We start from the raw sequence: 25,851 nt of genomic DNA on the forward strand, positions 1-25,851 counted from the left end.
CAGATAGGCAAGGATGCCGCGCAATCCGGGGATCCTGTATTGCGGCTCGCTCTTCTTCTTCGTCATCGCATGCCCCCCACATCAGCGCCGCGGACATCAGGGCATCAACCCGTCGCCCGGACCGGCGCATTGAACAGAAAGTCCCCGACCGGGATTGCCCCGGTCGAGGAGACGCGCTCGTCCCCTCTAAGAGACGCCGTTGAAGTCGCTGGCCGTCAGGTTGTAGTTGCCCTTCAGCATCAGCACGAAGTCGGCATCGGTGTTACTGTCGACATTGCCGTGGATCACCGTGAACTCGTCGCCGTTAAGCACCTCGTGCGTCACCACCACCTGGCCTGCCGCCGTCAGCGAGCCACCCGAGGCTCGCATGAAGTGTTGCACACCGTCCAAAGATGTCAGTCAGGCTTTCGCCCTGAGCATTCCGCAGGATGAAATCTAGATCTGAACGAATAGATTGTACGATGACACCCTCCCCTAAGTTGCCCATTGCCTTGGACAAAGCTTCGCCCTTCGCACAAACGAAGTGCGCTGCCGGCTGAACAGTCGCCGGAGCTATGGCCGAGACAGTTGGTAGGTCCCCAAGAACCACCCTTCGATCATTATGCAGTTCCCAGGACCAGTGCGCGAGGGAACGAGGTCGAACAACTCCCGAGTCCTTAGTCTAAGACCAAAGTCGAAATTCGGATCGTGCCCACTGCAGTGGTTGGTTGCTAACTACGCAGCAACAGGCAAGCTCTCCCGTGTCCAGCAGAATTCGGTTCCGTCACTCCACATGCGATGCATGATCACCGCAAGCCGTCGAGCCAACCCGACAACCACCTTTTGCCTGCCGCGGCGTCTGGCGATATTCGTCGCCCACGCTTTTAGCCACGACCATTTCTTGACGTTTACAAGCAGGACTTGTGCTGCTTGTAAAGCATCGACGCGTCACCGCAACAGGATACGCCCCCGACCCGCTTGCTTTCACCAGGCTCATTCAGTTTCGGCGTCAGCCCGAGCACAGAACCGACCACCTTTGCATGCCTCGTCTCGATGCAGATCACCGGCAATCCTGCCGTGGCAATTCCTTCATAAAGCCATTGCGACAGTGGTCCGGCTGCAAGACCGATCTGCTCAATCTGCCACTTCGGATCCTTGATCACTGAGATCAAATCCTCAGGGTGACTGGCAACTTTCACCTCTCGGCAAATTTTGCCTGTGTCATCAACAATGCAGACCGCGGTCCCTTTCACCGACACATCCAGTGCGCATTAGTGTTTCATGCTGCGCTTCTCCCTTTGATGTTTGAGGCTGTTGAGAGACATGACCTCGTTTGACCATCAGCCAGAAGCGCAGCACCGCAATCCACAATGGTCACGCTGAGACGGAAAGCCGAATATCCCATCTAATCGCACTCCGTTCGTCAAGGCGGTCAGGGCGTTCGGCATTTTCGCAACGCGGTATCAATAGACTAATTGGGTCGGCCTAAGCGGCCAAGTCGATGGCGTCCGCACAGCGTATGATGCCCGCATTTTTGATCAGGATGTCGAGCTTTCCACAGGTCCTGACCGTCTCGTCGACGATTGCGTTGACCGGCTCTATCGAACTAGGATCGGCCTTGATGGCGTGAAAACCTGCGCCGGTCTGGCCACTGCAGCCTCGGTTTCGTCCATCGCCGTGCGGCCGACCGCTACGATGGAGTCACCGGCCGCAGCCAAGGCGACGGCGATCGCCTGGCCAAGGCCGGGATTGGCACCGGTAACTAACAGCCACCTGTCCTGAAAGGTCGAACAGGGTCATCTCAGGCTCACTTCAGGAATTCGGCGCGATGCGGCGTGAAGGAATCGATCAACCGGCCCTTTTCCAGCGCCTTGACGCCGTGGACAAGGTTGGGCCGGAAACGCTGGCCTCCGCCCTCGTCAAGGGTTTCGGTACACCCCGGTTGGCATCGGCGATGCCGATATGTTTGCCGGGATGGCGGACATGCGCCGGGGCGCTCAGCAGGTAGAATGTACCGGCTGCTCGGCCGAGGCCGACCGGAACGTCACGGTTAATCGGCAGCATCTTCATTTGGTCGGGCGGCAAGAACCAAAGCAGGTGGTCTGGATCCGACTGCAGGACAGCCAGCGCTCACAGGCGTGCCGGCACAAATGGATCAGGATAGTGTCATCGACGTAGCCATCGTTTCATTTGGCGGGAACGACACAACGACGCCGTTGCGACGATCGCAGAGCTCCCGGCTGCGGCGACGCAGCTCGAGGTTCGCAAAAAAATCGGTCCAAATGTTGCCCCGCTGGAACGGATTTGCAGAGCTCTGTTTAACCTCGATGCTCTTCGTCGACACGTTGCGGAATTCGAGAAACCTCCACCGCGCGATGTATGCGAATCCGTTCGCTCGCCAACAAACGCCGTTTCAAAACCAAACCCTTTTCGGTGAGGCGGCATCTTTTGTTGTCGGGGTTACTGTCGAGGAATTCGATGAGATCCAGTTCGCGGGCATGCCGTACTGTCTTCACCCCTACGTCCCTTGGGATTGAGCGCCAGGATCGGGGTCCGAGATTGAGGATCAAAATCCTGAGTCCTGTCGTCATGGATCTCGGCATGGCAACCCTCTAAGCGCCAACGAACCGCATTCAAGGAGCGCAAGATCAACAGGGCCTCAACGCATTAAGCGCGAGGCCCTCGGTATCGCGGCGCCCCAACCCGCGATACCGGCCACGGCTAGTTGTGGCCCTTGAACAATATGCAATCCTCAGCAATCTAGCATCGGTCTTTGGTCGCGTGATGGTCGGGACGTTGGTCGATCTCTCCAAAGGATCAAATCCGACTCCGGTGGGCGGGCGGGCAACTCAGCCATCGTGCCTGAAGAGCGGCGGGTTGCGGCCCTATCGCAGTCACGAAGGACCGTGAATCGGTCTTCGATCCGGGATTTCGGTGGACCTTCAAAGACCCCCACGACCGTCTCGCCAATATGGTGGTTTCCGTCACGAGCCCGCGCTTTGCCGCCGCCCAGTCCACGATGGGAATTCTGGGAATCTTAGCATCGACGGCTCCCTGTCTTGCCCTTAAGCTCGTTGAACCGCGAATTATCCTCCGTGGAAATATCCCGGTTACTGATCGGACCAGGGTCCGGCCTCACTACAGCCACCAGATGACGGCTGCGGCGAGAGCGACGGCGCCCATGACGTTTTTGATGTTGCGATCAAAGCGGGTGGCGAGGCGACGCCAGTCCTTGAGACGGCAGAACATACGCTCGACGACGTTACGCTGCTTGTAAGCGGCGCGGTCAGGGCCATTCCCTACTGCTGTGGCGGCAATGTAGCCATCAGCCGTGCCGAGCGAGTAAAACTGTGAAGCCGCTAGATTGAAGGACAGTATGCGCTTTGAAAAATGGGGTAGCACTTCGCTCTCAAGCATCAGCGGTGGCACTCGAGATATAGGCGCCAACCGCTGCAGCTTCCCTCAAATCATTGGAGCGAACGGATTACTGTCTCTCATTTCCTCACGCGAGGGCGGCTCGCAATCACGTGCGCGGCTTCAGGTTCTCCGGGTCGTAGATCGGCTTGTAGCCGACACTGATGACTTCAACCGGGTAGGTTTCGGCGAAATATTCGACATTCAGCTTGCGGCCGACCTCGCAGTACTCCCACGGGAGATAGGCGAGCGCGATGTTCTTGCCGACCGTCGGACCGTAGGCGACGGAGGTGGTGTAGGAGATGCGGCCAACGCTATCGACTAGCGTCTTGCCGGTTTCCGGGTCCATGACCGGCATGGAGCCGACGGGGTAGCGTTTGACCCCCTTGCTGTCGGTGTTCTCGGTCATGACGAGCGTGCAAAGCATCGCCGGCTGATGGTCGCGCGCCTTGTATTCCAGGTGCTTGGCCTTGCCACGGAAATCGGCTTCCTTGACCTTCGGACGAGCGAGGTCAGCTTCCAGCAGGTTATACTGGGTGAGCAGGTCGCCGTTCTGCAGACGCAGCGACTTTTCCATGCGGCGCGAGTTGGCGTAGGTTTCGACGCCGAATGGCATGACGCCAGTGGCGCGCAGTGTGTCCCAGACGGCGAGGCCGTCCTCGTACTTCATGTGCAGTTCCCAGCCCTGCTCGCCGACATAGGAAATGCGGAAGGCAGTGACCGTCTTGCCCGCAATCTCGACCGGCTTGATGGCCGCGAAGGCGAAGTTTTCGGGGTCGAGCGCAGCCGGATCGGCCACGACCTTCTTCAGCGTCTCGCGGGCGTTCGGACCCCAGATGCCGATGGTGATAAACTTTTCCGAGACATCGGTGATGGTGACGTCGAGGCCGCGATCCTCGGCCACGCGCTTCATGTAATGGAAATCGCGCGGGCCGGCGTCGGCGCCGTTGATGAGGCGGCAACGATCGGTCATGCGGATAACGGTGAAGTCGGCGCGCACCATACCCTCATCGTCGAGGAAGTGGGTATAGATGCCCTTGCCGATGTTCCCGTCACCGCCGATCTTGGCGGCGCAGAGCCATTCCAAGAGCTCGACATGGTCGGGGCCTTCGAGGTCAACGATATGGAAATGGCTGAGGTTGACGATGCCGCAATCCTCGCTCATCGCCAGATGCTCGGCATTGGATACGCGCCAGAAGTGGCGGTTGTCCCATTCGTTTTCGCGGAGCGGAACGCGGTCTGCGTATTTCTCCAGAAGATGCTCGTTGGCGGCATAGCCATGGGCGCGTTCCCAGCCGCCCAATTCCATGAAGTAGCCGCCAAGCTCCTTCTCGCGCTCGTAGAAGGGCGAGCGCTTGGCGTTGCGGCCGGAGAGGTAGGGTTCGCGGGGGTGAACGGCGGGGAAGTAGATCTTCTGCGCGGCCTCGTAGCAACGGCCGGCGATGAATTCCTCGGTCAGCTGGTGCGGATAGAAGCGGGCGTAGTCGATCGAGTTGTGGTCGATCTCGGTGCGGCCGTCGGTGATCCAGTCGGCGATGAGCTTGCCGTAGCCCGGACCGTCCTTGACCCAGATGGCGATGCAGTACCAGAGACCGCGCACCTTCTGGCTCTCGCCGCAGGAGGGGCCGCCGGCGGCGGAAACCTGCAACAGGCCGTTGAAGGAGTGTCCTTCGTTATAGCCGAGTTCGCCGAGGATCGGCGTCAGCTCCATGGCTTTTTCGAGCGGCTCGAGGATCTGCTCCATTTCGAGGTCGCGCTGCGAGGGCGAGAGGCGCGCTTCGTGCTTCTCGAGCAGTTCGCGCGGATGACACATGCGCGGATTGGTGGTTTCGTAGTAGCCCCACTCGATCTGGCCGCCTTCTGTCGTCTTCGGGTCGCCGGTGTCGCGCATATAGGCCGAATTGCCCTGGTCGCGCAGCAACGGGAAGCCGATTTCCTTGCCCGTGCCTTCGAACTCGTTGTAGGGGCCGAAGAAGGTCAACGGATGATCGACCGGCATGACCGGCAGGTCCTCACCGACCATCTCGGCAATCAGGCGGCCCCAGAGGCCCGCGCAGACGATGACGTGGTCGGCCATGATGGTGCCGCGGTGGGTGACGACGCCCTTGATGCGGCCGCCTTCGACGATCAGCGACTGGGCCGGCGTGTTGCCAAACATCCTGAGCTTGCCGGACTTCTCGGCTGCGTCGACGAGCTTGCCGGCAACCGTCTGCGAGCGTGGGATGACGAGGCCGGCGTCGGGATCGAACATGCCGCCCTGAACCTGATCTTCCTCGATCAGCGGGAACATGTCCTTGATCTCTGCGGGCGAGACATAGCGGGCGTTGGTGCCGAAGGCCTTGGCGGAGGTGAGCTTGCGCTTGATTTCGTCCATCCAGGAGTCATCGCCGGTGCGAGCGACTTCAAGGCCGCCAATGCGGGAGTAGTGGCCCATTCTCTCGTAGAAATCGATGGAATACTGGGTTGTCCAGACCGAGAGATAGTCGTGGCTGGTGGTGTAACAGAAGTCGGAGGCGTGGGCGGTCGAGCCGATGTCAGTCGGGATACCCGATTTGTCGATGCCGACGATGTCGTCCCATCCGCGTTCGATCAGGTGATGCGCGATCGAAGCGCCAACGATGCCGCCGAGACCGATGATGACGACTTTTGCCTTGCTTGGAAATTCCGCCACGTGCCGGTTCCTTCTTGGTTCTTCGACGAATGTGCCACGGCACATCCAATTTTCAATTCTCGGTCAGACCTCTTCGCATAAAAACCACGATGTTGGGCAGCTCATAATCGTCATTGGCTCCGCCCCCCGCGACATCGGCGCAATCGCGCCGGCCTAGGTTGAGGCTTGATCAACTCGACATCGCTGATCGCCTTAGTCCTTATGTTCCTGGGTGAAGGTGGCCCGTCCCCTCGCTAAGCTGAATTCGGGGATTGCTCTGGATAGGCCTGAGCGAGGTCCCCATATTTGGACGGCCCCCATCTTGAGGTTACCGCGCGCCCCTAAAGTCGTCCGCACACTACCCGGCCGAGTTCTTTGGATAGCTGGCTGCCCTGGCTCAATAGTCGCTCGGAAGATGGAGCACGGATGCCCTGGCCCAGAGATGAAAGCAGAAGGCTTTGCGAGGCAGAGCGGTGTAATCTCGCAATGGGCTCAATGCCAGCGTCTGGCGAAAAAGGCCACTCAGAGCGGGCTTGCCAGAGCGCCAGAACACAAGGGCCAGCTTCGCCCGAGCAACTGCTTACGACTTCACCGATGCCTTTTACCAGCTCAGCAAAGAAGGGGTTGGTTATGGCGGAGATGATGACCCCGATGGTTCCGGTTTTTGATCGGCGAAGCGAATGTGCAACTCATCGCGACTGTAACGGAGATCGGTGATTGCCCTCCAGGGACACGAAGCTTAGTCTCGGGTGTCACAAACCACGATTGATTGGTTAAGTGACTTACCGTCGCGACGGAAACGCCTGCCTCGTTCGCAACATCGCGAACTGTTGCCATTCTCTCCATCCAACCTCAGCAATCACCGGATGTTGAGCAAAACAGTTGTCAACTCGGCAGAGGATTGCGAGAATAACCTCGATACTGGCGTCGCGCGCGGGACGAAGACTTCTTGACCCGCATTGGCCCCACGTCTCCAGCGCCGTAGCGTTTCAGCTATCGGCCTCACTCCCGCAACAAAATGCGCCATGCAGGGTGAACGCGCCTGACGCTATCAAAGGGGCGCGCGGGACCGCACTGACGTTGCGGACACAGGTCTTCGGCTGTTCCGAAGGTTCGTCCGCCGCTGACCGGTAGTCTCCTGCCAATAGCCGAGGACCAAAAGCGAATGGACGAGCAAATCACAGGTATGCGCGCTTTCGAAAAGAGCCCTAATTGGAGGGCAAAATCCTGGCTCGTCCTGCCATAGCAGCAATCGCGGCTGCGGGCTGTGGCTTGCCATATCTGTAGCCCTGGACACCTTTACATCCGAGCCTCTTGAGAAAGGCTTCTTGCTCCGCTGTCTCAACCCCTTCTGCGATGGTATGAAGCCCCAGTTCATTTCCCATCGAAACAATAGCGCGTACAATCGCGGCGTCTTGAGGTTTTGTCAGTAGTTCACCTACGAACGACCGATCGATCTTCAGAGTTGTAAGCGGGAAACGTTGAAGCGAACTCAGCGAAGCAAATCCGGTCCCGAAATCATCGAAGGCGATGTCGATGCCGAGCGCTCGCAGATCGCGCATTGCTGAAAAGGAATTGCCGTCATCAAGGAGAGCAATTGTCTCAGTAACCTCCAGCTCCAGCATCGAAGGCTTTAACCCATGTTTTTCGAGGGCACGGCGCACTTGCTGTACCAACGACGGAGAACGAAACTGCGCTGCAAAGAGGTTCACGCCAACCTTGAGGTCGTCGACGCCCTGTCGCTGCCATTCGGCCAGTTGACGACACGCCTCGTCGAGTATCCACCAGCCGATGGGCAACGCCAGGGAACTGGTTTCGAGCGCGGCTAGGAATGTTCCTGGAAATAACAAGCCCTTTTGCGGATGGCGCCAACGCAGCAGCGCCTCGACGCCGAAGATCTTACCGTCTGTGAGCGATACCTGCGGCTGATAGTGCAACTCAAGTTCATTGAGCCGGAAGGCTCTACGCAAGTCATCAATGACAGCGCGCCGGGAAACTGCTTCGAGGCGCATGTCAGGTGAGAACACTCGAATGCACCGTCCGCCATCTTGCTTGGCGCGATAGAGGGCGACGTCTGCACTTGCAATGAGCTCCTCCGCGTCGTTTCCGTCACTTGGACCGAAAGCATAGCCGACACTCGCGCCTATATGGAACAATTCGTGGTTCACTTCGAAAGGTGGTTCAAGCGCGCAGATCACTTGCGACGCCAGGGACTGGGTGACAAGGGGATCGGTCATTCCTGGCACAAGCATAGCAAATTCGTCCCCTCCAAAGCGTGCGAGAGTCGCTTGCGCTGGCGTGACGGTCGCGAGACGGATCCCCACCGCCTGCAGCAACGCGTCGCCGGCGGCGTGGCCGGCGCTGTCATTCACCTCTTTGAAGCCATCGAGATCGATCAAAAGCACAGCGGCTAGCGTTGTTTTCTCGAACAGCTCCGACAGCTGTGCCTCGAAGCGGAAACGGTTGCAAAGGCCGGTTAGGAGGTCATGATGCGCCAACCGCATCAGGCGCGCGTCACGCTCCCGAGCCTGCGAAATATCGCGAATGATTGCGCCGACGGCAATCCCTTGTTCGCCGCGCCAAACAGACAGCGCGATGTCGATCGGAAACTCTGATCCGTCCTTCCTGCGCGCCGTCACCTCGATCGTTTTTCCCGAAAGTGCCGTCCCGCCACCTGCAACAACACGCGCCAGGCCGGCGCGATGTGCACCGCGCATGCGCTCGGGGACAATGATTTCGATTGGTTGCCCAACCATCTCCTCTCGGTCGAAGCCGAACAGATCGGTCATCGCGCGGTTGACGAACTCGATTTTGCCGGTTTCGTCGACGGTGACGAGCGAAAGGGTTGTAGCCTCGGCAAAATTCATGACGTTTGACTGAACCGAAAATTCCATTTGTCGATCAATCTCGTCATCGATGTTGCTCGGTGAATAAGCCGTACGGCCGCCCATCTGCTATCGCCTCCTTTCTAGAAGATCTTTCGTTTGGGGCCAATATATCAACCGCAAGTTAGCAAGCTCTGAACAAAAATGAGCCCGCGACATTCCGTGCGCGCGGAAAGAGGGTAGATACCAATAGGCTACCGTCCCCAGGATGCTGCTGCGCGCTCCACTCGTCCTGATAATGCGAAGAACGTTGTCGTCGCTGTCACTAGATGGTGTTGTAACGGGCGGAGCCCACCTTCGCTATCAATAATGGAAAGTGGAAGGGAATGAATTACCGATGAAGCCATTGAGAGATGGGAGCACGCCGACGCAGCGTTCGCATGAGAACGAGCTTATGCGAACAGCGATTGCCGGTAAGGCTGGCTCCATACCGATGAGCTTTTGTCTTCGTGGATCGCCCGGCGCTTTTATGCGACCTCGCCTCTGGCTTCCTTCAGCATTGCCTCCCCAAAATGTATATTTACGCTCCGCCGATTTGAGTCTCTCCGAAGATCCGGTCGTCCGTATCGCCCACATATTCTCGATGGAGCCCACTAGGATCCACCGGATGACGGTCCCAAATATTCTGCAAGGCCAAATGATTGCGAGCAAGCCTCGACAATCACGCTGCATCAGCGCCGAACGGCCGACGAGTCGCCCGTCATCCCTAAAAGCCAATTCCTCGGTCTGCAATGGGCTCACTCGGATCCGGTGTACCAGGGACCGTTGTTATGCTTGCATTCGGACGAACATCAAAACACGCGTAGGTCAAGCGGTGAGAGTGACGTCGCAAAATTTGTCCGGCCAGAGCCAGCATTTACTGCACGGCGGTATGACGACCTGATATGAGTCATCGCGGTAGTATATTGAGGGAAAGACGCTGGAGCTCTTGAACGAATTTGAATCGTTGTCCTTCAATCAGCTGAGCTCGAAATAAATATAGCGCGGGTCGAACAATGGATTCAGAATGTGGCCGCACCACTGCCCCATGGGCCGTGGTGGAAGTCCTTGCCGTCGAGGCGGTCGAAGCCATGGGCGCCGAAGAAGTCGCGCTGTGCCTGGATCAGGTTAGCGGTGCCGCGGCCCTGGCGATAGGCATCGAAATAGGTCAAAGCCGAGGTCAGGGCCGGAACCGGCAGGCCAGCCTGCAGAGCGGCACCAACCACACGCCGCAGGGCCGGCAGCGATTCCTTCACCATCTCGGAGAAGGCCGGCGTCACGATCAGGTTGGCCGCATCCGGAGCCTTGGTGAAGGCCGAGGTGATCTCGTCGAGGAACTGCGAGCGGATGATGCAGCCGGCACGCCAGATCTTGGCGATGACAGGCATCGGCAGCGACCAGTTGAACTCGCGCGAGGCTTCCGCCATTACCGCAAAGCCCTGCGCGTAGGCACCGATCTTGGCGGCGAAAAGCGCCAATTCGAGATCCTTGTCGAGGTCCGAACCGTAGGCCATCGGGAACTTGTATTCCGGCTTGCCGAAGATCTTCTCGGCCGCCTCGCGCTCGGTCTTCATCGATGACAGGCTGCGAGCGGCGACAGCCGCTTCGATTGCGGTGGCCGGGATGCCCATATTCTGGGCTTCGATGGCCGACCATTTGCCGGTGCCCTTCTGACCCGCCTTGTCGAGGATCATGTCGACCATCGGGCCGCCGGAGACCGGATCGCTGGCGGCCAGCACCTTCTCGGAGATTTCGATCAGATAGGAGTTCAGGCGGCCCTTGTTCCATTCGCCGAAGATACCACTGATCTCCTTGGCGCTCTTGCCAAGCCCGTCGCGCAGGATGCCGTAGATTTCAGCGATCATCTGCATATCGGCATATTCGATGCCGTTGTGGATCGTCTTGACGAAGTGGCCGGCACCGTCATTGCCGAGCCAGGCGACGCACGGATCATCATTGTACTTGGCGGCAATCGAGGTCAGCACCTTCTCGACGCGCTTCCAGGAGTCTTCGGTGCCGCCGACCATGATTGAAGGACCATGACGCGCACCTTCCTCGCCACCCGAGACGCCCATGCCAATGAAGGTCAGGTCGGTGTTCTTCAGGCGATCGAAACGGGCGATCGTGTCGCGGAAATTGGCGTTGCCGGCATCGATCATGATGTCGCCTTTGGTAAGGTGCGGCCGCAGCGCCTCCATCTGCTGGTCGACGGCCTCGCCGGCCTTGATCATGATGATGATCGGGCGTGGCGGGCTGATCGCCTCGACGAACTCTTCGATCGTCTTGCAGGCAATGATCTGCTTCTTCAGATCGCCGGCGCTTTCGTAGAATTCGTCGGTCTTCTCAGGAGTACGGTTGAAAACAGCAATCTTGTTGCCTTTTTCCGCAATGTTGAGCGCCAGGTTGGAACCCATGACGGCAAGGCCGATCAGCCCGATTTCTGCCTTCTCCACGATACATCCGCTTTCTTCGTTTCTCGCAATGACGGGATGCACCGCCACGGACGCGGCGGCCCAAAGCTGTCCACTATCGACTGGCTAGAAGGCCAGCTGTACCTTCATCGATTTGCTCCGATCCCCGGCAGCCTCGAAAGCCTGAACGGCTTCCGTCAGCGGATAAATGCCGCTCAACAGGGGCTTAAGATCGACCCGCCGGCTATTGATGAGATCGACCGCAACGCCGAACTCCTCATGGAACCGGAACGTGCCCTTCATCTCGATCTCCTTGGCGACGACCATGTTCTGCGGAATCGAGACGTCACCCCCGAGGCCAAGTTGTACAAGAACCGAGCGGGGCTTTAGCACTTCAATGCCGGAACGGACCGCGCTTGCATTGCCCGATGCCTCGAAGTGGACATCGAAGTAACCCTTGCTGCCAGCGTAGCTCGCAAGCTCGGCAGCCGCATTGGCAACGTTGATGGTGCGATCGGCGCCGACCTCGGCAGCTTTCGTGAGGACAGCGTCCATGACGTCGGTGGCAACGATCTCGCGGGCGCCATGCGCACGTGCAGAGATGATCGACAGTGCACCGATCGGACCACAACCGGTGACCAGTACGCGCTTGCCGGCCAGCGAACCGGCGCGCACGACCGCATGCAGGGTCACCGCCAGCGGCTCGGCGAATGCCGCCTCGTTGATGGAGATCTCGTTGCCAACCTTGTGGCATTGCCATTGCTCTGCAATCAACCGCTGGCGGAAGGCGCCCTGGATGTGCGGCATCGGCATGGCACTGCCATAGAAGCGCATGTTGAGGCAGTGGTTCTGCTGCCCAATGAGGCAATACGCACAGGCGTTGCACGGCCGACTTGGCGACACGGCGACGCGATCGCCGATAACCAGGTGCGACACGCCCTCCCCGACCGCCTTGATCGTGCCTGCGACCTCGTGTCCGAGGATCATCGGCTCGCGCACCCGAACGGTGCCGAATCCACCATGGTTGTAGTAGTGCAGATCGGAACCACAGATCCCGCCCGCTTCAATGGCGACTTCGACCTCGTTCTCGCTCAAGGTCTCCAACTCGCGCTCTTCGATACGCAGGTCCTTGGCGGCATGGATGACGACGGCTTTCATGATGGATGGTCCTCCTCACACAACGGGCGTCGGCAGGGTGTCGCCGGAGAAATGGGCGGCGAGATTGTCGCGCACCAGCTGGCCCATCGCCTTGCGGGTTTCGACTGTACCGGATCCGTGATGCGGCTGCAGCACGACATTGTCGAGCTCCAGGAACCGCGGATCGATCTTTGGTTCGTTGTAAAACACGTCGAGACCAGCTGCCTTGATAGATCGTTTCTGAAGGGCGGCGATCAACGCCTCTTCATCCACAGTCGATCCGCGCGATACGTTGACAAGGATGCCATCAGGCCCGAGTGCTTCAAGCACATCAGCATCGATTATGTTTCTGGTCGCTTCGCCGCCCGGTACGATGACAACGAGAAACTCGCTCCACTCTGCAAGCGCGACAAGATCGCGTTCGTGGTCATAGGAGACCTGTGGCTGCGGGTTGCGTGAGAAATAGCGTATATCGCAGTTGAATGCGGCAGCCCGACTTGCGATCGCCTGACCGATCCGGCCCATGCCGACAACGCCGAGACGCTTCCCGGTGACGCGCGTGACGAGCGGCATTACGGCCTTTCCCCATTGACCGGACCGGACGAAGACATCTGCCTGCGGCATGAGACGCGCTGTTGCCAGCAACAGTCCCAGCGCAATATCCGCGACGTCGTCCGTCAGGATGTCAGGCGTGTTGGTAACGGCTATGCCACGAGCTTTGGCATAGCCAAGGTCGACGGCGTCCGTTCCAACCCCGTATACGGAAACGAGCTCGACCCACGGCACGCACTCCATCAACTCTGCTGACGCACCAAGTTCGCCACGCGTGGCGATGGCCCTGATACCCGAGCCGACGTCCATCAGGAATGCATCACGATCGGCGGCTTCGTAGAGCTTGTGGACGATATAGCGGTCTTCAAGCTCAACCATGTCCCAATCGGGATATGGCCCGACGAGCAGAATTTCGGGCTTTGTCATGGTTTCCTCTGTGAGATTTCCGCCTTATAGCGTTGTTGTGCGAGCTTTCCCGCATACGTGATTACTGTCGACACGATGTGTTCGAACGGCTGGTCGATTTCGATTGTGATGACATCGTGCTCATCGGTCGGGGGCTCTAGCGTCTCAAGCTGACTTTCGAGTAACGAGAGCGGCATAAAGTGTTCGTTTCGGGCGGCTATTCTCGCAGCCAGAGTCTTCGTGCCACCATGAAGAAAAACGAAGCTGAGCGGCGTACCGGCGCCGTTGCGCAGAACGTCACGATAAGATCGCTTCAACGCCGAGCACGAGACGACGACTTGTCGATTCGCCGCCATTTCTCGGCCAAGGGACATCAGCCACGGCAGTCGGTCCTCATCGGTCAAAGGGATGCCGTTGGACATTTTCTCTATGCTGGCATCGGAGTGTTTGCTGTCGCCTTCGATGAACAGGTATCCGAGATCATAAGCCAACAGCTTTCCGACTGAAGTCTTACCGCACCCCGAGACGCCCATTACCACCAGCGGGCCAATCCCTGGGGGCGCATTAAAGAGAGGTGGTGATACCGCCGTCGACATAAAGCGTGTGTCCATTCACGAAAGAGGAAGCCTTGGACGACAGAAACACAGCCGCGCCCACAAGTTCATCGACATCGCCCCAGCGGCCTGCTGGCGTTCGCTTCTCCAGCCAGCTAGAAAACTCCTGGCTGTCGACCAGCGCTTGATTGAGCGGGGTCTTGAAATACCCCGGCGCAAGCGCGTTGATCTGCAGGCCATGCTTAGCCCAGTCAGTGCACATGCCTCGCGTCAGATTTTTTACTGCGCCCTTCGTCGCAGTGTAGGGAGCGATCCCTGGACGGGCGAGTTCGCTTTGCACCGAGGCGACATTCAAAATCTTGCCTCGACGACGGGTGATCATATGCCGCGCGACGGCCTGACCGACATAAAAGATGCTGGACACGTTCGTTTTCAACAATTGCTCCCAGCGGTCTGCAGGAAACTCCTCGAGCGGCGAACGAAATTGCATTCCAGCGTTGTTGATCAAGATGTCGATGGGGCCGCTGCTCTCGATCTCCGCGACTCCCCGTTTTACGGCTGCGGCGTCAGTGACGTCGAATTCGCAGATTGAGACCGACGCGCCGGTTTCACAGAGCCGGGCGGCGGCATCCCGCAGTTTGACGCCGTCGCGACCATTTAGGACGACCTGCGCACCATACCGGGCGAGGCCAGTTGCCAAGGCGAAGCCGATACCTTGGGACGAGCCGGTCACAAGCGCCCGCGATCCAGAGAGATCGAAGAGATCAGCCGCCATCGTCAGTTGCCCAGTGCCCGGTGGACTATGCGGTCAGTGACCCGGTGGTAGACCACGCCATCAAACATCTCGAGTAGCGTTTTGGTCTGCTCTCGGGATTCGAACCTTGCGTCGCAGGCCATCGCTCGTTCGAGCGCGCCCTTGTCTGAGTATGCAATGGCAAGAAGAAGCGGCATCGAAGGCGCTCCCTCATCGCGTTCCACCTCACGGGAAACCGTCACACTTTCCGCGCCATCGAACTTTGTCCAGAGCGGGGTCAAAACCTCTTGGACGAAACGGAAGAACTCGAACTCCTTGCCTTCGCGGATTGCACCCACGAACTCGGCATATCGAATGATCATTGCACTACTCCTTTAGCCTCTCGGGCCATCGTAAAATCGAACAAGCGCGGCGCTGTCGGCCGCACCGAGGCCAGCCGCCATCATCAACCGGTGAATTTCCATGCAAAGCGAGGTCATCGGCATGGCAGTGCCTGTGTGTCCTGCGAGTGATTGCACTGCCATGAGGTCTTTGACCATGTTGTCGATGCGACCAGTGGGCGAATAGTCGTTTCTGGCCATCTTACCCATGTACTCCTGCAGGATCGCGCTATCGGCGCGACCCCCGCTTAGAGCCGCGGGAATTCTTTGGGCGTCGACACCGGCGTCGACAGCGAGTCTAGTGGCTTCGGCGACCGCGACGAAGTTCAAGGCGCAGAGAACCTGGTTGATGAGCTTTGTGGTCTGGCCGGAGCCGCTCGGCCCCATGAGCGTCAAATTCTGGCAGAGGTCGTCAAGGATAAGCTTCGCTTGGGCGAAATCAGTGGGATCGCCCCCGACCATCACGGTCAGCTTTCCCTCCAACGCCTTCGGGGCACCTCCGGACAGCGGACAATCCAGCCACTTCAACCCCGCCTCCGCAGCATCGGCCGACAGTTGCCGCGTCGCCACGGGCTCGATAGACGACATGTCGACGACCACCGTGCCGATCTTCGCGCCATGGACGACGCCTCCTCCACCGAACACCGCCTCACGCACGATCCGTGACGAATTCAGGCTCAGCACGACAGAGTTCGCCTTCGCCGCTGCATCGGCGGCGGAGCTTGCCGGTTGCGCACCCAGTATTTCGAGTTGCGAAACCTTGCCGCGATCAAGATCAAACGCAATCACCGTATGACCGGTCTGAAGGAGGCGGGTCCCGATGGCTGTTCCCATTACGCCGCATCCGACTAGAGCGATCTTCTGTTTGGTAGGCACAGCAGCTCCTTTCCGCCGAGGGCGGTCAAATGAATTTCAGTTAAAGGAATTAGTTTGGTTAGCCGACTTCGGATCGGAGGAAGGCCTGTAGCTCCGGCGTCTTTGGATTTGTGAAGAACTCTGCGGACGGGCCCTCCTCGTGAATGACGCCGTCTTTCATATAGATCGTGCGGTTGGCCACGCGTCGCGCAAAGCCCATCTCGTGAGTGACGAGAAGCATCGTCATTCCCTGGCGCGCCAAGCTTTCGATGACCGCGAGGACTTCGCCGGTGAGTTCAGGATCCAACGCCGACGTCACTTCGTCGAAGAGAAGAACCTTTGGCCGCATCGCTAGCGAACGAGCGATCGCCACGCGTTGCTGCTGACCTCCGGAAAGCATATCGGGATAGGAATCAAAACGGTCGGCGAGACCAACGAGCGCAAGGCAGCGTCTGGCCTCCTCTTTCGCCGCCGACTTCGCTTCACCCTTGACCTGCACTGGGGCGAGCATGATGTTCTCGCCCGCGGTCAGGTGAGGGAAAAGATTGTAGCTTTGAAAAACAATTCCGACGTCGCGGCGTAGTTCGCGAAGCAAGGCCGGCTTCCTTGACATGGCGTGACCCGCGATTTCTATGTCGCCACCGTCAATCGTCTCAAGCCCGTTCAGGCACCGAAGAAAAGTGCTCTTTCCCGAACCACTCCTGCCGATCAAAGCAACAACCTCGCCACCTTGAACCGTCAGGGATACACCCTTGAGGACTGCTAACGGACCAAAGCTCTTACGGATATTGTTTGCAATTACGACGGACATCTCTTTTACCTCTCGGTGGGCTGGCGGGGGCGGCAGGCCGCCCCGCAGTCGGTCTGACTTAGAAGGACGGCAGCGCTGGCATTGGCGCCTTCATCCACTTCTCGTAGATTTTGCCGAGCTCGCCGCTTTGGGTGTGGACGAACAGCACTGTGTTGAGCCAGTGCAGCAGGTCGGGGTCGCCGCGACGCAAACCGACGCCGTAGAAGCTCTGGAGGTAGGTGGTCTTCTCCTCGAACTTGTCAGGATAGCGACCCTGAAGCTGGGCGGCGATGTAGTTCACGGTGCCGATCGCGTCGACCTGACCGGCCACCAGCGCGTTCAGCGTCGTGCTGTCATCGTCGAATCGCACCAGCTCCATTCCTGGGATGTTCGCACTGGACAGGATCTTCTCGTGCGCCGTTCCTCGGGGAACGCCGACCCGCTTGCCCTTAAGGTCGTCGAGGCTTTTGATCGCCGTTTCCTTCGGGGCCACGATCACCGACTTGTGGCCTCCGTAGGGATTGGAGAATGCCACTGACAGTGCCCGCTCGGTGTAGATGCCAAAACTAGCCACAACGAAATCGACCTTTCCGGTCTGTAGCGAAGGGATGCGGCTCTGGCCGGTCACGGGTACAAGCTCCAATTCGACGCCAAGATCCTTGGCGAGCAGCTTGGCCACGTCCACGTCGAGGCCGTCGGCCTGCATCTGATCGTTCGTGATGCCGAATGGCGGGACGGAAAGGTCGACCCCGATCATGACCTTCTTGCGGGCGATGATATCGTCCAAGGATGAGGCCGATGCGACGGTCGCACCAAAGACGAGGGCAAGGCCGACGAACGGTAGCAGTAGGGATTTGAAGCGCATTTTGCGTCCTCTCAGTTTTCGAGTTCCGGTTTCAGTGAAACGACCTTCTTTGTGTCGTTGGATCTCAAGCGCGCGATCCGCGTCGCGCCCCCTTTCGTTCCAGCCAAAGGCTGATTTGTGTGAGTGGAAAGCAGACGGCAAAGTACAGTGCTGCCACCGCGAGGAAGGATTTAAGGGGTTCGAACGTTGCATTGCTGACCAGCTGTCCCGCCCTAGTGATTTCGATAAAGCCGATGATCGACGCTATCGAGGTCTGCTTGATGATCTGGACAAGAAAACCAACGGTAGACGGCAATGCCAGCCTGATCGCCTGTGGAGCGATGACGAATCGAAGACTCTTCAGCGTCGTCATCGCGAGAGCATCGGCGCTTTCCCACTGAGCCTTCGGGATTGCGCGAAGAGCGCTTTCCCAGATGGCGCCAAGGAAGGCACTGGAGTTGATAGTCAAGGCGACCGCTGCGGCGACGATCGCGCTCACCTCATAGCCAAAAAGCGACGGCGCATAATAGCAGATGAACATCAGAACAAGGAGTGGAAGCCCCTGAATGAACTGCATGTAAGCTAATGTCGCATTTCTTAAGAACTTGCTGGACGAGATCCTCAAGAGCGCGAGGACAATCCCGGCAAGGCCGCCCCCGACGAAGGCAATGACGGTCAGCGTCAGCGTCCACCGCAGGGCGTACAATACGAAAAGGAATTCCGGAGTTCCGAATGTTCGCATATTATATTCTCCCCAGCAGCTTGCGGCGCGAGCGTCGAAATACGATCAGCCCCAGGAGATTCAAAAGCGCCCAGAAGATGAAGTTGAGGGTCACGTAGACAGCAGCAATGACCAGATATACTTCCATCGTCCGGAACGTCTCGGAACTGGCGATCATTGCGGCGCCGGTCATGTCCTCTACGCCGACCGCGGATACCAAACTGGTTGACAACATCAACAGTACACACTGCGAGACAACCGGCGTGAAGACCCTTTCCAAGGCAGGTGGAAGGATCACAAAGCGCAATGTCTGTAAGTACGTCATGCCCAGGCTCTCGGCCGCCTCGAATTGACTGCGATGGGTCGACTGGATACCGCCCCTGACAATTTCGGCGATATAGCCTGCATTGTTGAAGACCAGGGCGATCGTCACGGATGTTAGTGGAGACATCCGTATACCGATGTTAGGCAAGCCGAAGAAGATCACGAAGATTTGGACAAGCAATGGCGTATTTCGCACGATCTCCACGTAGCAGCGAACCAGGAAGCGCGGCAAGAACCACGATAGCGTCGAGACAATTGCTAAGCCGACCCCGAGGGCGAAACCACCGAAGATACCGACGATCGAAAGCTGCATCGTCAACCACAGACCGCTGAGGAACTGTGGCAGATATGCGATCAACGGACCGAATTGGAAGGTATATTGCATTGTTGCCTCGGCGCATGTTCCTGTCCGGTTTCGAAACTATTCGAGGCCCAAAGGCCGGACCCGAATGCTCTTGCCCGCAAACGAAATCGTGTCGGGGTGGCAAAGGTCCAGGGCCGCCGCGACATGCCACCATGCGTGATCAGCCTGGCGAATGATGAAGCATTCGGTGCTGTGACCAATACCGCCAAACTCGAATGCGTGCCCCATGCAGATGTGGCCGATTTCGTCGGGAAGTCCCACAGAGAGGCAAACATGTGCGCCGTAGGTAGAATGGCGATAAGTCGGGTCGCCGTAGCGGTCGCCGCGTTCGGCTGAACGCTTGAGATTTACGGGGTCGAATTCCCACGTCTTACCGATGTCGTGGCACAGGCCGCCGGCAAGGATGATGTCTCGATCGACTTTCGCCTCGGGATAGGTGGTCTTGAACTCTTCATAGATCGCCAGGGCAAGCCGGGTGACCCCACGGAGGTGAGCGTCCTGGGTTCCGCGCTTTAGCGAAAATACGTTCGGGCTACCCTCACCTTGAATATCCGTGACACGACTGAACGAAGAACGTTCCAAGGCAAACACCCACGCGTCGATGACCTTCTCACGAAGTTCGAGGGACTGGATCTCCGCGATTTCCGGAAGATCCTCGACAATATGTCCGCGAGAGATGGTTTTGTACATTTTTTCAACACCGTTACTATCTGCTTATTTCTCGACCTTATGATTGATTGAACTTCAAATCCAATTGGGATATTCGGGGTTATCGATTGAATTTTTCTATCTTGCGCTCATGGCTCTGAACTTTTCTGCAGTCGAATCATTCTACTGGGTCTCCCAACTCCGCAGCTTCAACGCCGCTGCAGAGAAGCTCAACATCACCCAGCCAACCGTGTCTTATCGGATCAAGGAGCTGGAGGAGCAGCTCGGTGTCTCGCTCTTCATCAGACAGAGGCGCCAGCTTCTCATGACGAGCGAAGGCGAAGCGTTGAAGCGTTACGCCGAGGCGATGATCGGGATCGCGCGGGACATCGAATCCAACATCAAGACGAGAAACACCAAGCTGCCGACGCTGAGAGTGGGGGTTATGGACAGTTTCGCGGCGGTCGGATTGCCAGCGCTGTTGGATGAACTTGACCACAGATTTGCCGGCACTCGGATTGCGGCGACCGTCGATACGAGCCACAATCTTGCAAGGCAGCTATCCGAGGGACTTCTTGATATCGCACTCCTGTCGACGCCGCCGGAGTATGAAAATGTCGCCCTTGAGCTTCTCGGCCGTCAGACGGTGGAGTGGATCGCCAGTTCCAAGCTCAATATGAAGAAGGAATTCGTTTCCGACGACGATCTACTGACCAAACGCGTCTTTTCAACGCCGGCACCGTCCAATCTCCACGAACTCACGACGAACGCACTCAGCGGTAATTCCACGCTCGGTCTCCGACTTAACGTTTGCAACAGCCTTGGCGCGATCCTGAATCTCGTTGAGGCGGGCACTGGCATCAGCATTCTTCCAGTGCGCCTTGTGCGAGATCAGATCCGAAAGGGATCCGTTTACGTTCTCGAAACCAGATCCAAATTGCCGATGCAGGACGTATTCATTGGCACCAACAAAGGCGCAGTGGTTCGGGCTCTGCCCCAAGTCAAGCAAATGATCCGAAAAGTCAGCGTTGACGTCGCATTCTGCGGCTGACACATCCTCGTTGATATGGTTTTGGGCCGTCGACTGCGTGGTAGACGCCCTTGAAACGCACCGGGAAGACCGATTGAAGCCGTCGACTTCGTTACCTCTCTCCAGGGTACCGTTGCCATGGTCCTCCGGTCAAGAAGGGCACTATTAAAGCCGCTGAGGGTCGTGCGGCACGCGAATGGCCGTTCAGACCGGCTCTGCAGCCGACTTCACCGCCGACAAACTGCCTGAGCTGATAGCATTGCGCGCGTCCCGTGGGCCGTACCGTATGCGACTTCTGCTGCGGCGACCAAGACCAGCGCGGAGCCAGTCCTCGCGACAGAGCTGCTCCGCGAAGAGGCCTTCAGGATTGCCGTCCTGATGGCTTCCAGGGATTCGTCAAACGTGTGGGTCGTCCGGTGCTCAATGGGTTTCCTGGCAATTTCCGTAGCTCGAAGCAGTGCCGCCCTTGCCGGAAAGCCTGCCTTCCTCGGCTTTGTAGAAGTACTGGCTTGCGATCAGCCACCCGTAGCCGGGATGCAGGTAGCGATGAGAAATGGCCCGGTGACGAAGATCTGCTGATGCGCGACTTCCAGCCAAACGGACAACAAGGACGGTCGGAATACATGCAAAGCAAGATGACGAAGAAGGCTGGCCGTCGGCGGGTTGCGCGAAGGAATAATCCTCGTGGACTCCGTGGAAGTTTCCGCCGAGGTGGGCGCCGACGGAAAGGTGGGCATCATGGGAATTGGCGCTTCAGCCCAAACGACCTCGAGCATCAAGATCATTTTCAAGCGAAAGGGTTGAGCAGTTTCCCGAATTTGATGTGGGCCCTCGGCTTTACCAAATCCCTTCAGTTAGGTCACGTATAGGAGCCCATCTCAATGCCGTCCGCACACTTTGCTTGAACCTGTAATTCTGACTGCCGCATCTCCGGCTCATCCGCCTGGGAAATGTCCAGCGCCAGAAAAGAAGGCTGAGAAAAAGCTCAGGAACCTACTGGCGCGGCTTTATCTTACTTTCTCCAGGCAAACTGCCTTGCGGAGATTTCGCGCAGAACATGCCGGCTTCATCCTGGCCCGATTCTGTTTCCTCGCAAGAAGAGTAACGCCTTGAGCGATCAAGCCAAGCGCCGCGATGACGTCACTAGATCCGAGTGCTAGTCGGGGCGTTTCGCGCCATGAACTTACTCATATTGTGTCACTACCCACTGACTAAATGCGGCGATATACTCCACAGGCGCGTATATAACAACTTCGAGCCCCGTATCCGCGACTGCGGGGTTCATCTTGCGGAACGAACGACAGGGGCAGTTTTCCAATCTTGCGGTTTGCCGCCGGGTCCTTCCCGAACGCAACGCTCGCACCCTATAACCGCTAACGAACTGGAGGTTCTCATGCGACCGATAATCGCTCTGGCATTTCTCGCTGCCGCTCCTAGCTTAGCGTTCGCCCAGGCCGCGCCAAAAGGCGCCTCGCCAATACCAGCGGCCGAAATCAAGGAAATTTTCTCGGGGAAAACGTATAATTTCACCGAAAAAGGTCACAAAGGCGAAAGGGAACCGATTTCCTGGTACCTGGGCGCCGACGGAAAGATGCTCGGCTATACCGGAAACGGTCCATCTCATGCGGCGGGCACTTGGTCGACATCTGATGGCAAGCTCTGTGTGTCTGATCAGTGGACCGGGGCATGGGGCACGAACCACTCCGACGAATGTCAGTTATGGGCGCGCGACACTGCAAAGCCGAAGGTTCTCTATCGCGCCGAACCGAGCAAGGGCGGAACTTGGACGAAGTTCACACCGAAGTTGTCGGGCGGGGACACAATCACCCCTAAGATAGAAGCTTTGAAGGTGAAGCTGAATAAGCAGTAGTTCGCGGCACAGTCGCCCTCACGGAAATCCGATGCGCCGCGCGGCCGATCAGCGGCCGCATGTCCGCAATGACCGTCCTCATGCTTGTGCCAACCGTATTCGCGGTGATTGGCGGCTTCACTCCGGAAAATGGGCGATATGGTCATCAAAGGGTGAAGACAATTTCGCCAACTCACCCGGATCAAAATGCAACTGATAGCGTTCCCAAAGCCGACTTCGCCGAACGCGATCTGAACGCCCAGGCATGCGCGGCTACCAACTACACTGCCGACATCCTCGTATTACAGTGTGACAACATTCGTCCCTTGATCGGCCCCGCGAGGCAGCTACAGATGCTTATTTGCTGCCGCGACGGCGCGTGTCGGCGGACGGAATTGAGTTTTCTATTGCGCAGCCTGCTGACCGGTCGCTAACTCATATACCGTCACTTGCTACCGACGAGCGACCTAGGCTTTTTTGAATTTGAGAATCGAAAGCAACTCAATGACCGGACAACTTTCTCTTCCCCGCAATCGGATTTCCGTGCTCTTGTTGGAAGGCATCAGTGAGAGCGCCGTTGACTACTTTTCGTCAGCTGGCTACGTCAATCTGGCACATCTGCCGAAGGCTCTGGATGACAAAGATCTCAAGAGCCATATAGCCGAAGCGCATATAGTCGGAATTCGTTCACGAACGCATCTGACAGATGAAATCTTCAGCTCCGCAAAAAAGCTGATTGCAGTGGGCTGTTTCTCTGTGGGAACCAATCAAGTCGACCTCGAGGCGGCGCGTCGCCGTGGGATTCCCGTGTTCAATGCTCCCTACTCAAATACGCGGTCGGTCGCTGAGCTTGTGATCGGTGAAATCATAATGCTGACCAGGCGGATTTTCCCGCGGTCGGCGTCGGCCCATGAAGGCGGATGGGACAAATCCGCCTTGGGGAGCCGTGAGGTACGCGGGAAAACGCTGGGGATAGTGGGCTATGGCAACATCGGTTCGCAGCTCAGTGTTCTCGCGGAAAGCATGGGCATGAACGTCCGCTATTTTGATCCTTCGGACAGGCTTCGGCATGGCAATTCAGAATCGATGGCTTCGCTCGGCGAGCTTCTCGAAATCTCCGATTTTGTGACGATGCATGTTCCAGAAACGAAGTCCACGCAAAATATGATAACTGAGACCGAACTCCGGAGAATGAAAAAGGGAGCCTTCTTCATCAACAACTCCCGCGGCACCGTTGTGGATCTCGAAGCGCTTGCGAAGGTTTTGAGAGAAGAACATCTCGCGGGCGCGGCCGTCGACGTGTTCCCCAAGGAGCCGGCTTCAAACAGGGATCGCTTCGAAACGCCGCTGCAGGGTTTGGATAATGTAATCCTAACTCCCCATATTGGTGGATCGACGGAGGAAGCGCAGGAGCGCATTGGGACGGAAGTTGCAAGGAAGCTTGTGGAATATTCGGACATTGGCTCAACACTGGGCGCCGTCAATTTCCCCCAGGTTCAACTTCCACCCCGCCCGAACGGTACGCGTTTCATCCACGTTCATCAAAATCGTCCGGGTATTCTGAACAGCCTGAATACTATTTTTTCGTCTCGCGGACTTAACATCGTCGGTGAATTCCTGCAGACGCACGGCGACACGGGTTACGTGGTTATTGAAGTCGAAGGTGCTGGCCAGACAGCGAATGATATACTCGAGTCGCTCCGCCAGATCCCGGGAACGATACGAGCTCGACTGGTTTACTGACGCCGATTGGAAGGCGTAAAGACGCGCCAGGAAAACTGGCGCGATGGCTAGGACAGGGCGTCATCCTCGATGGACCGGGGTTCAGTCCGCACACGTGCCAAGAATTGGCGCCATCAGTTGCACATGTGCATCGATCCGTTCAAAAAACCTTCGCCGGAACGGCCTCTCGCTCTGGCAGCCCGGCAGGCGCGCGATTGGCGAAGGCCTTCCATCGCTGCACGTTCATCCCCTTGAAGGACCACCGGCCGGCCAGTGACAGAGCCATGGCATCCGCAGGGATGTAGGGGACCGTCGAGTGCGCATCGTAAACAGGCGCAAGTTGCGGTTTGTCGCCAGCCTCGCGATAGATCAATGACCAATTCTTCAGGTGCATGTCGCCGTTACCGGTTATGGCAGCCAGAGCCAGCTGGCGGACGAATTCGAATGCAGAGGCAAGCGAGACGGCAACGCTTAGGGCGGCTGTGATGTCGTGATAGGCGGCCCCTTCATATTTTCCAGACGGATAGACGCCGAAGACCTGTGCAAAATCCTCGATATGTATGCGCTCACCGCCAAGGCCACGACCAAAGCATTTAACGAGCAGGACTTTTCCGTCCGACAGCGAGGAATTTTAATCAGAAGCTGTGGAAATCTGGCGCTCAACCTTGCTTTTGCTACGGCGCATCAGTGACAGCGCCCGCGACCAATGGCAGGGATGCTCGTACGAATTAATGGGGAAGCAACAATGACAACGACCAACGAAATCGCTGACAAGATCGCTGCGGCGCATGGCCTGACGAAGGTCCAGGGTAAGGCAATCGTTGAAGCGGTGATCGCCTCGATCGCTAGCGCGGCTGTCGCCGGGAATGAAACGTCGCTGCCGGGTTTTGGCAAGTTCAAGGTAAAGGCAACGCCCGAGCGCGAGGCTCGCAATCCAGCCACGGGTGCGACCATCAAGGTTGCAGCGGCCAAGAAGCTGACCTTTCAGCCTGCGAAGGCGCTGAAGGATGCGCTAAACAAGTAAAGTGAGAACGACCCCGCCCTGGTTGCGGGGTCATTTTTAGGAGTCAGTGGGACGACGTAAAGTGTGGCTTCGGCGTCCCACAGAGACATTCGGGCGCAAGTCGTGCAGGAAAAGCGGGTGTGGCTGGGGAGCTCCAGCCTTCATCGTATCTTCGTAAAGACCATTGATGGGAGATGTACAACCGCACTGTGCACATGACGCGTCGGTCGTACCATGAACGCACGGTTCAATCATTGGAGGCCTTAATCCCCCAAGCTAACTACAAGATTAGCGAAGCCCGCAAAAATTCCGCACCGAAAACTCAATCGAGCATCAAAGCCGATTTCGCCTCCAATGACATTGTTCTAAGCTAACGTCCGAACGCTACCGTCACGTCGGTGTATCATGATTGGCGATCTAGCAATTGCGGTACTGGGCGAACTCAACGTCAGCCAAAACGGAGAGGCTCTGCCCCTACCGCAGTCGAAGAAGACACGCGCGCTTCTCGCCTATTTGGCCGTCATCGGAAGGCCCCAGCGTCGCGATCATCTATGCAAGATGTTCTGGCATGTCCCAGACGACCCCCGGGCTTCGCTGAGGT

General features: G+C 57.8%; 21 protein-coding genes and 7 pseudogenes. 5 read left to right on the top strand and 23 right to left on the bottom strand.

All coding sequences use genetic code 11. From position 1 onward, the window contains the following. Positions 1–186 precede the first annotated feature (186 nt). The 21 genes and pseudogenes from FHT77_RS16200 to FHT77_RS16290 form a co-directional block, all read right to left on the bottom strand. Positions 187–369 carry a hypothetical protein gene (locus FHT77_RS16200; RefSeq protein ID WP_183755977.1) on the bottom strand — a complete coding sequence of 61 codons (183 nt, stop codon included), beginning with the start codon at positions 367–369 and terminating at the stop codon, positions 187–189. A 345-nt stretch (positions 370–714) separates the two neighbouring features. Further along, positions 715–1,244 (bottom strand): annotated as a pseudogene (locus FHT77_RS16205) (hypothetical protein). A gap of 232 nt (positions 1,245–1,476) precedes the next feature. Then, positions 1,477–1,779, bottom strand: a pseudogene (locus tag FHT77_RS31305) (SDR family NAD(P)-dependent oxidoreductase); the annotation flags it as partial. A gap of 7 nt (positions 1,780–1,786) precedes the next feature. Then, positions 1,787–1,918: pseudogene (locus FHT77_RS16210) on the bottom strand (cupin); the annotation flags it as partial. Positions 1,919–3,117: 1,199 nt separating this feature from the next. After that, positions 3,118–3,267: pseudogene (locus FHT77_RS31310) on the bottom strand (IS5/IS1182 family transposase); the annotation flags it as partial. A gap of 3 nt (positions 3,268–3,270) precedes the next feature. Next, positions 3,271–3,393: pseudogene (locus FHT77_RS32055) on the bottom strand (VapC toxin family PIN domain ribonuclease); the annotation flags it as partial. 109 nt (positions 3,394–3,502) lie between these two features. After that, entirely contained in the window at positions 3,503–6,064 is a 2,562-nt protein-coding gene (locus FHT77_RS16220; RefSeq protein WP_183755979.1) for an FAD-dependent oxidoreductase, read from the bottom strand. Positions 6,065–6,652: 588 nt separating this feature from the next. Next, positions 6,653–6,889 (bottom strand): LacI family DNA-binding transcriptional regulator, encoded by a 237-nt coding sequence (locus tag FHT77_RS32250; RefSeq protein ID WP_409527459.1) that lies wholly within the window; start codon positions 6,887–6,889, stop codon positions 6,653–6,655. Positions 6,890–7,251: 362 nt separating this feature from the next. Continuing rightward, the gene (locus tag FHT77_RS16230; RefSeq protein WP_183755981.1) at positions 7,252–8,994 is read right to left on the bottom strand and encodes a putative bifunctional diguanylate cyclase/phosphodiesterase; all 1,743 of its coding nucleotides are present in this window, start codon (positions 8,992–8,994) and stop codon (positions 7,252–7,254) included. 935 nt (positions 8,995–9,929) lie between these two features. Next, complete coding sequence (gene gndA, locus FHT77_RS16235) at positions 9,930–11,360, bottom strand: NADP-dependent phosphogluconate dehydrogenase (protein ID WP_183755982.1); 1,431 nt, start codon at positions 11,358–11,360, stop codon at positions 9,930–9,932. 84 nt (positions 11,361–11,444) lie between these two features. After that, a complete protein-coding gene (locus FHT77_RS16240) occupies positions 11,445–12,476 on the bottom strand; it encodes an L-idonate 5-dehydrogenase (RefSeq protein WP_183755983.1) in 1,032 nt (343 codons plus the stop codon). Between the two features lie 15 nt (positions 12,477–12,491). Further along, the gene (locus FHT77_RS16245) at positions 12,492–13,433 is read right to left on the bottom strand and encodes a 2-hydroxyacid dehydrogenase (protein ID WP_183755984.1); all 942 of its coding nucleotides are present in this window, start codon (positions 13,431–13,433) and stop codon (positions 12,492–12,494) included. Next, on the bottom strand, positions 13,430–14,008 hold the full coding sequence (locus FHT77_RS16250; protein WP_183755985.1) for a gluconokinase: 579 nt from the start codon (positions 14,006–14,008) through the stop codon (positions 13,430–13,432). The genes FHT77_RS16245 and FHT77_RS16250 overlap by 4 nt, the downstream gene beginning before the upstream one ends. Beyond that, the gene (locus tag FHT77_RS16255) at positions 13,977–14,741 is read right to left on the bottom strand and encodes an SDR family oxidoreductase (RefSeq protein ID WP_183755986.1); all 765 of its coding nucleotides are present in this window, start codon (positions 14,739–14,741) and stop codon (positions 13,977–13,979) included. Before FHT77_RS16255 ends, FHT77_RS16250 begins: the two co-directional genes overlap by 32 nt. Before the next feature lie 2 nt (positions 14,742–14,743). Further along, positions 14,744–15,082, bottom strand: a complete 339-nt coding sequence (locus FHT77_RS16260; protein WP_183755987.1) for a hypothetical protein — start codon at positions 15,080–15,082, stop codon at positions 14,744–14,746. Between the two features lie 12 nt (positions 15,083–15,094). Next, positions 15,095–15,976, bottom strand: coding sequence for an NAD(P)-dependent oxidoreductase (locus FHT77_RS16265; protein ID WP_183755988.1), 882 nt, complete (start codon positions 15,974–15,976; stop codon positions 15,095–15,097). A gap of 58 nt (positions 15,977–16,034) precedes the next feature. Further along, a complete protein-coding gene (locus FHT77_RS16270; protein ID WP_183755989.1) occupies positions 16,035–16,766 on the bottom strand; it encodes an amino acid ABC transporter ATP-binding protein in 732 nt (243 codons plus the stop codon). A gap of 58 nt (positions 16,767–16,824) precedes the next feature. Next, on the bottom strand, positions 16,825–17,610 hold the full coding sequence (locus FHT77_RS16275) for a transporter substrate-binding domain-containing protein (RefSeq protein WP_183755990.1): 786 nt from the start codon (positions 17,608–17,610) through the stop codon (positions 16,825–16,827). Between the two features lie 64 nt (positions 17,611–17,674). Beyond that, complete coding sequence (locus FHT77_RS16280) at positions 17,675–18,331, bottom strand: amino acid ABC transporter permease (protein ID WP_183755991.1); 657 nt, start codon at positions 18,329–18,331, stop codon at positions 17,675–17,677. A 1-nt stretch (position 18,332) separates the two neighbouring features. Next, complete coding sequence (locus FHT77_RS16285; protein ID WP_183755992.1) at positions 18,333–19,019, bottom strand: amino acid ABC transporter permease; 687 nt, start codon at positions 19,017–19,019, stop codon at positions 18,333–18,335. Positions 19,020–19,055: 36 nt separating this feature from the next. After that, complete coding sequence (locus FHT77_RS16290) at positions 19,056–19,688, bottom strand: HD domain-containing protein (protein ID WP_183755993.1); 633 nt, start codon at positions 19,686–19,688, stop codon at positions 19,056–19,058. Positions 19,689–19,797: 109 nt separating this feature from the next. Here FHT77_RS16290 and FHT77_RS16295 point away from each other — a divergent pair, with 109 nt between their 5' ends. Continuing rightward, entirely contained in the window at positions 19,798–20,697 is a 900-nt protein-coding gene (locus FHT77_RS16295) for a LysR family transcriptional regulator (RefSeq protein WP_183755994.1), read from the top strand. Positions 20,698–21,096: 399 nt separating this feature from the next. Here FHT77_RS16295 and FHT77_RS31315 read toward each other — a convergent pair. Beyond that, positions 21,097–21,357, bottom strand: a pseudogene (locus tag FHT77_RS31315) (hypothetical protein); the annotation flags it as partial. 712 nt (positions 21,358–22,069) lie between these two features. On the opposite strand from FHT77_RS31315, the gene FHT77_RS16300 reads away from it, so the two are divergent. The 3 genes from FHT77_RS16300 (at position 22,070) to serA (ending at position 24,268) form a co-directional block, all read left to right on the top strand. After that, positions 22,070–22,546: a DUF995 domain-containing protein gene (locus FHT77_RS16300; protein WP_183755995.1), complete on the top strand. Its 477-nt coding sequence runs from the start codon at positions 22,070–22,072 to the stop codon at positions 22,544–22,546. A gap of 68 nt (positions 22,547–22,614) precedes the next feature. Beyond that, complete coding sequence (locus tag FHT77_RS16305; RefSeq protein ID WP_183755996.1) at positions 22,615–22,959, top strand: hypothetical protein; 345 nt, start codon at positions 22,615–22,617, stop codon at positions 22,957–22,959. A 70-nt stretch (positions 22,960–23,029) separates the two neighbouring features. Next, positions 23,030–24,268 (top strand): phosphoglycerate dehydrogenase, encoded by a 1,239-nt coding sequence (gene serA, locus FHT77_RS16310; protein ID WP_183755997.1) that lies wholly within the window; start codon positions 23,030–23,032, stop codon positions 24,266–24,268. An 81-nt stretch (positions 24,269–24,349) separates the two neighbouring features. Here the strand turns inward: serA and FHT77_RS16315 are convergent. Next, positions 24,350–24,872: pseudogene (locus FHT77_RS16315) on the bottom strand (type II toxin-antitoxin system HipA family toxin); the annotation flags it as partial. A gap of 120 nt (positions 24,873–24,992) precedes the next feature. On the opposite strand from FHT77_RS16315, the gene FHT77_RS16320 reads away from it, so the two are divergent. Next, positions 24,993–25,271 (top strand): HU family DNA-binding protein, encoded by a 279-nt coding sequence (locus tag FHT77_RS16320; RefSeq protein ID WP_183755998.1) that lies wholly within the window; start codon positions 24,993–24,995, stop codon positions 25,269–25,271. Positions 25,272–25,851 lie beyond the last annotated feature (580 nt).

The sequence above is a fragment of the Rhizobium sp. BK181 genome (assembly GCF_014193305.1).
Lineage (GTDB): Bacteria > Pseudomonadota > Alphaproteobacteria > Rhizobiales > Rhizobiaceae > Rhizobium.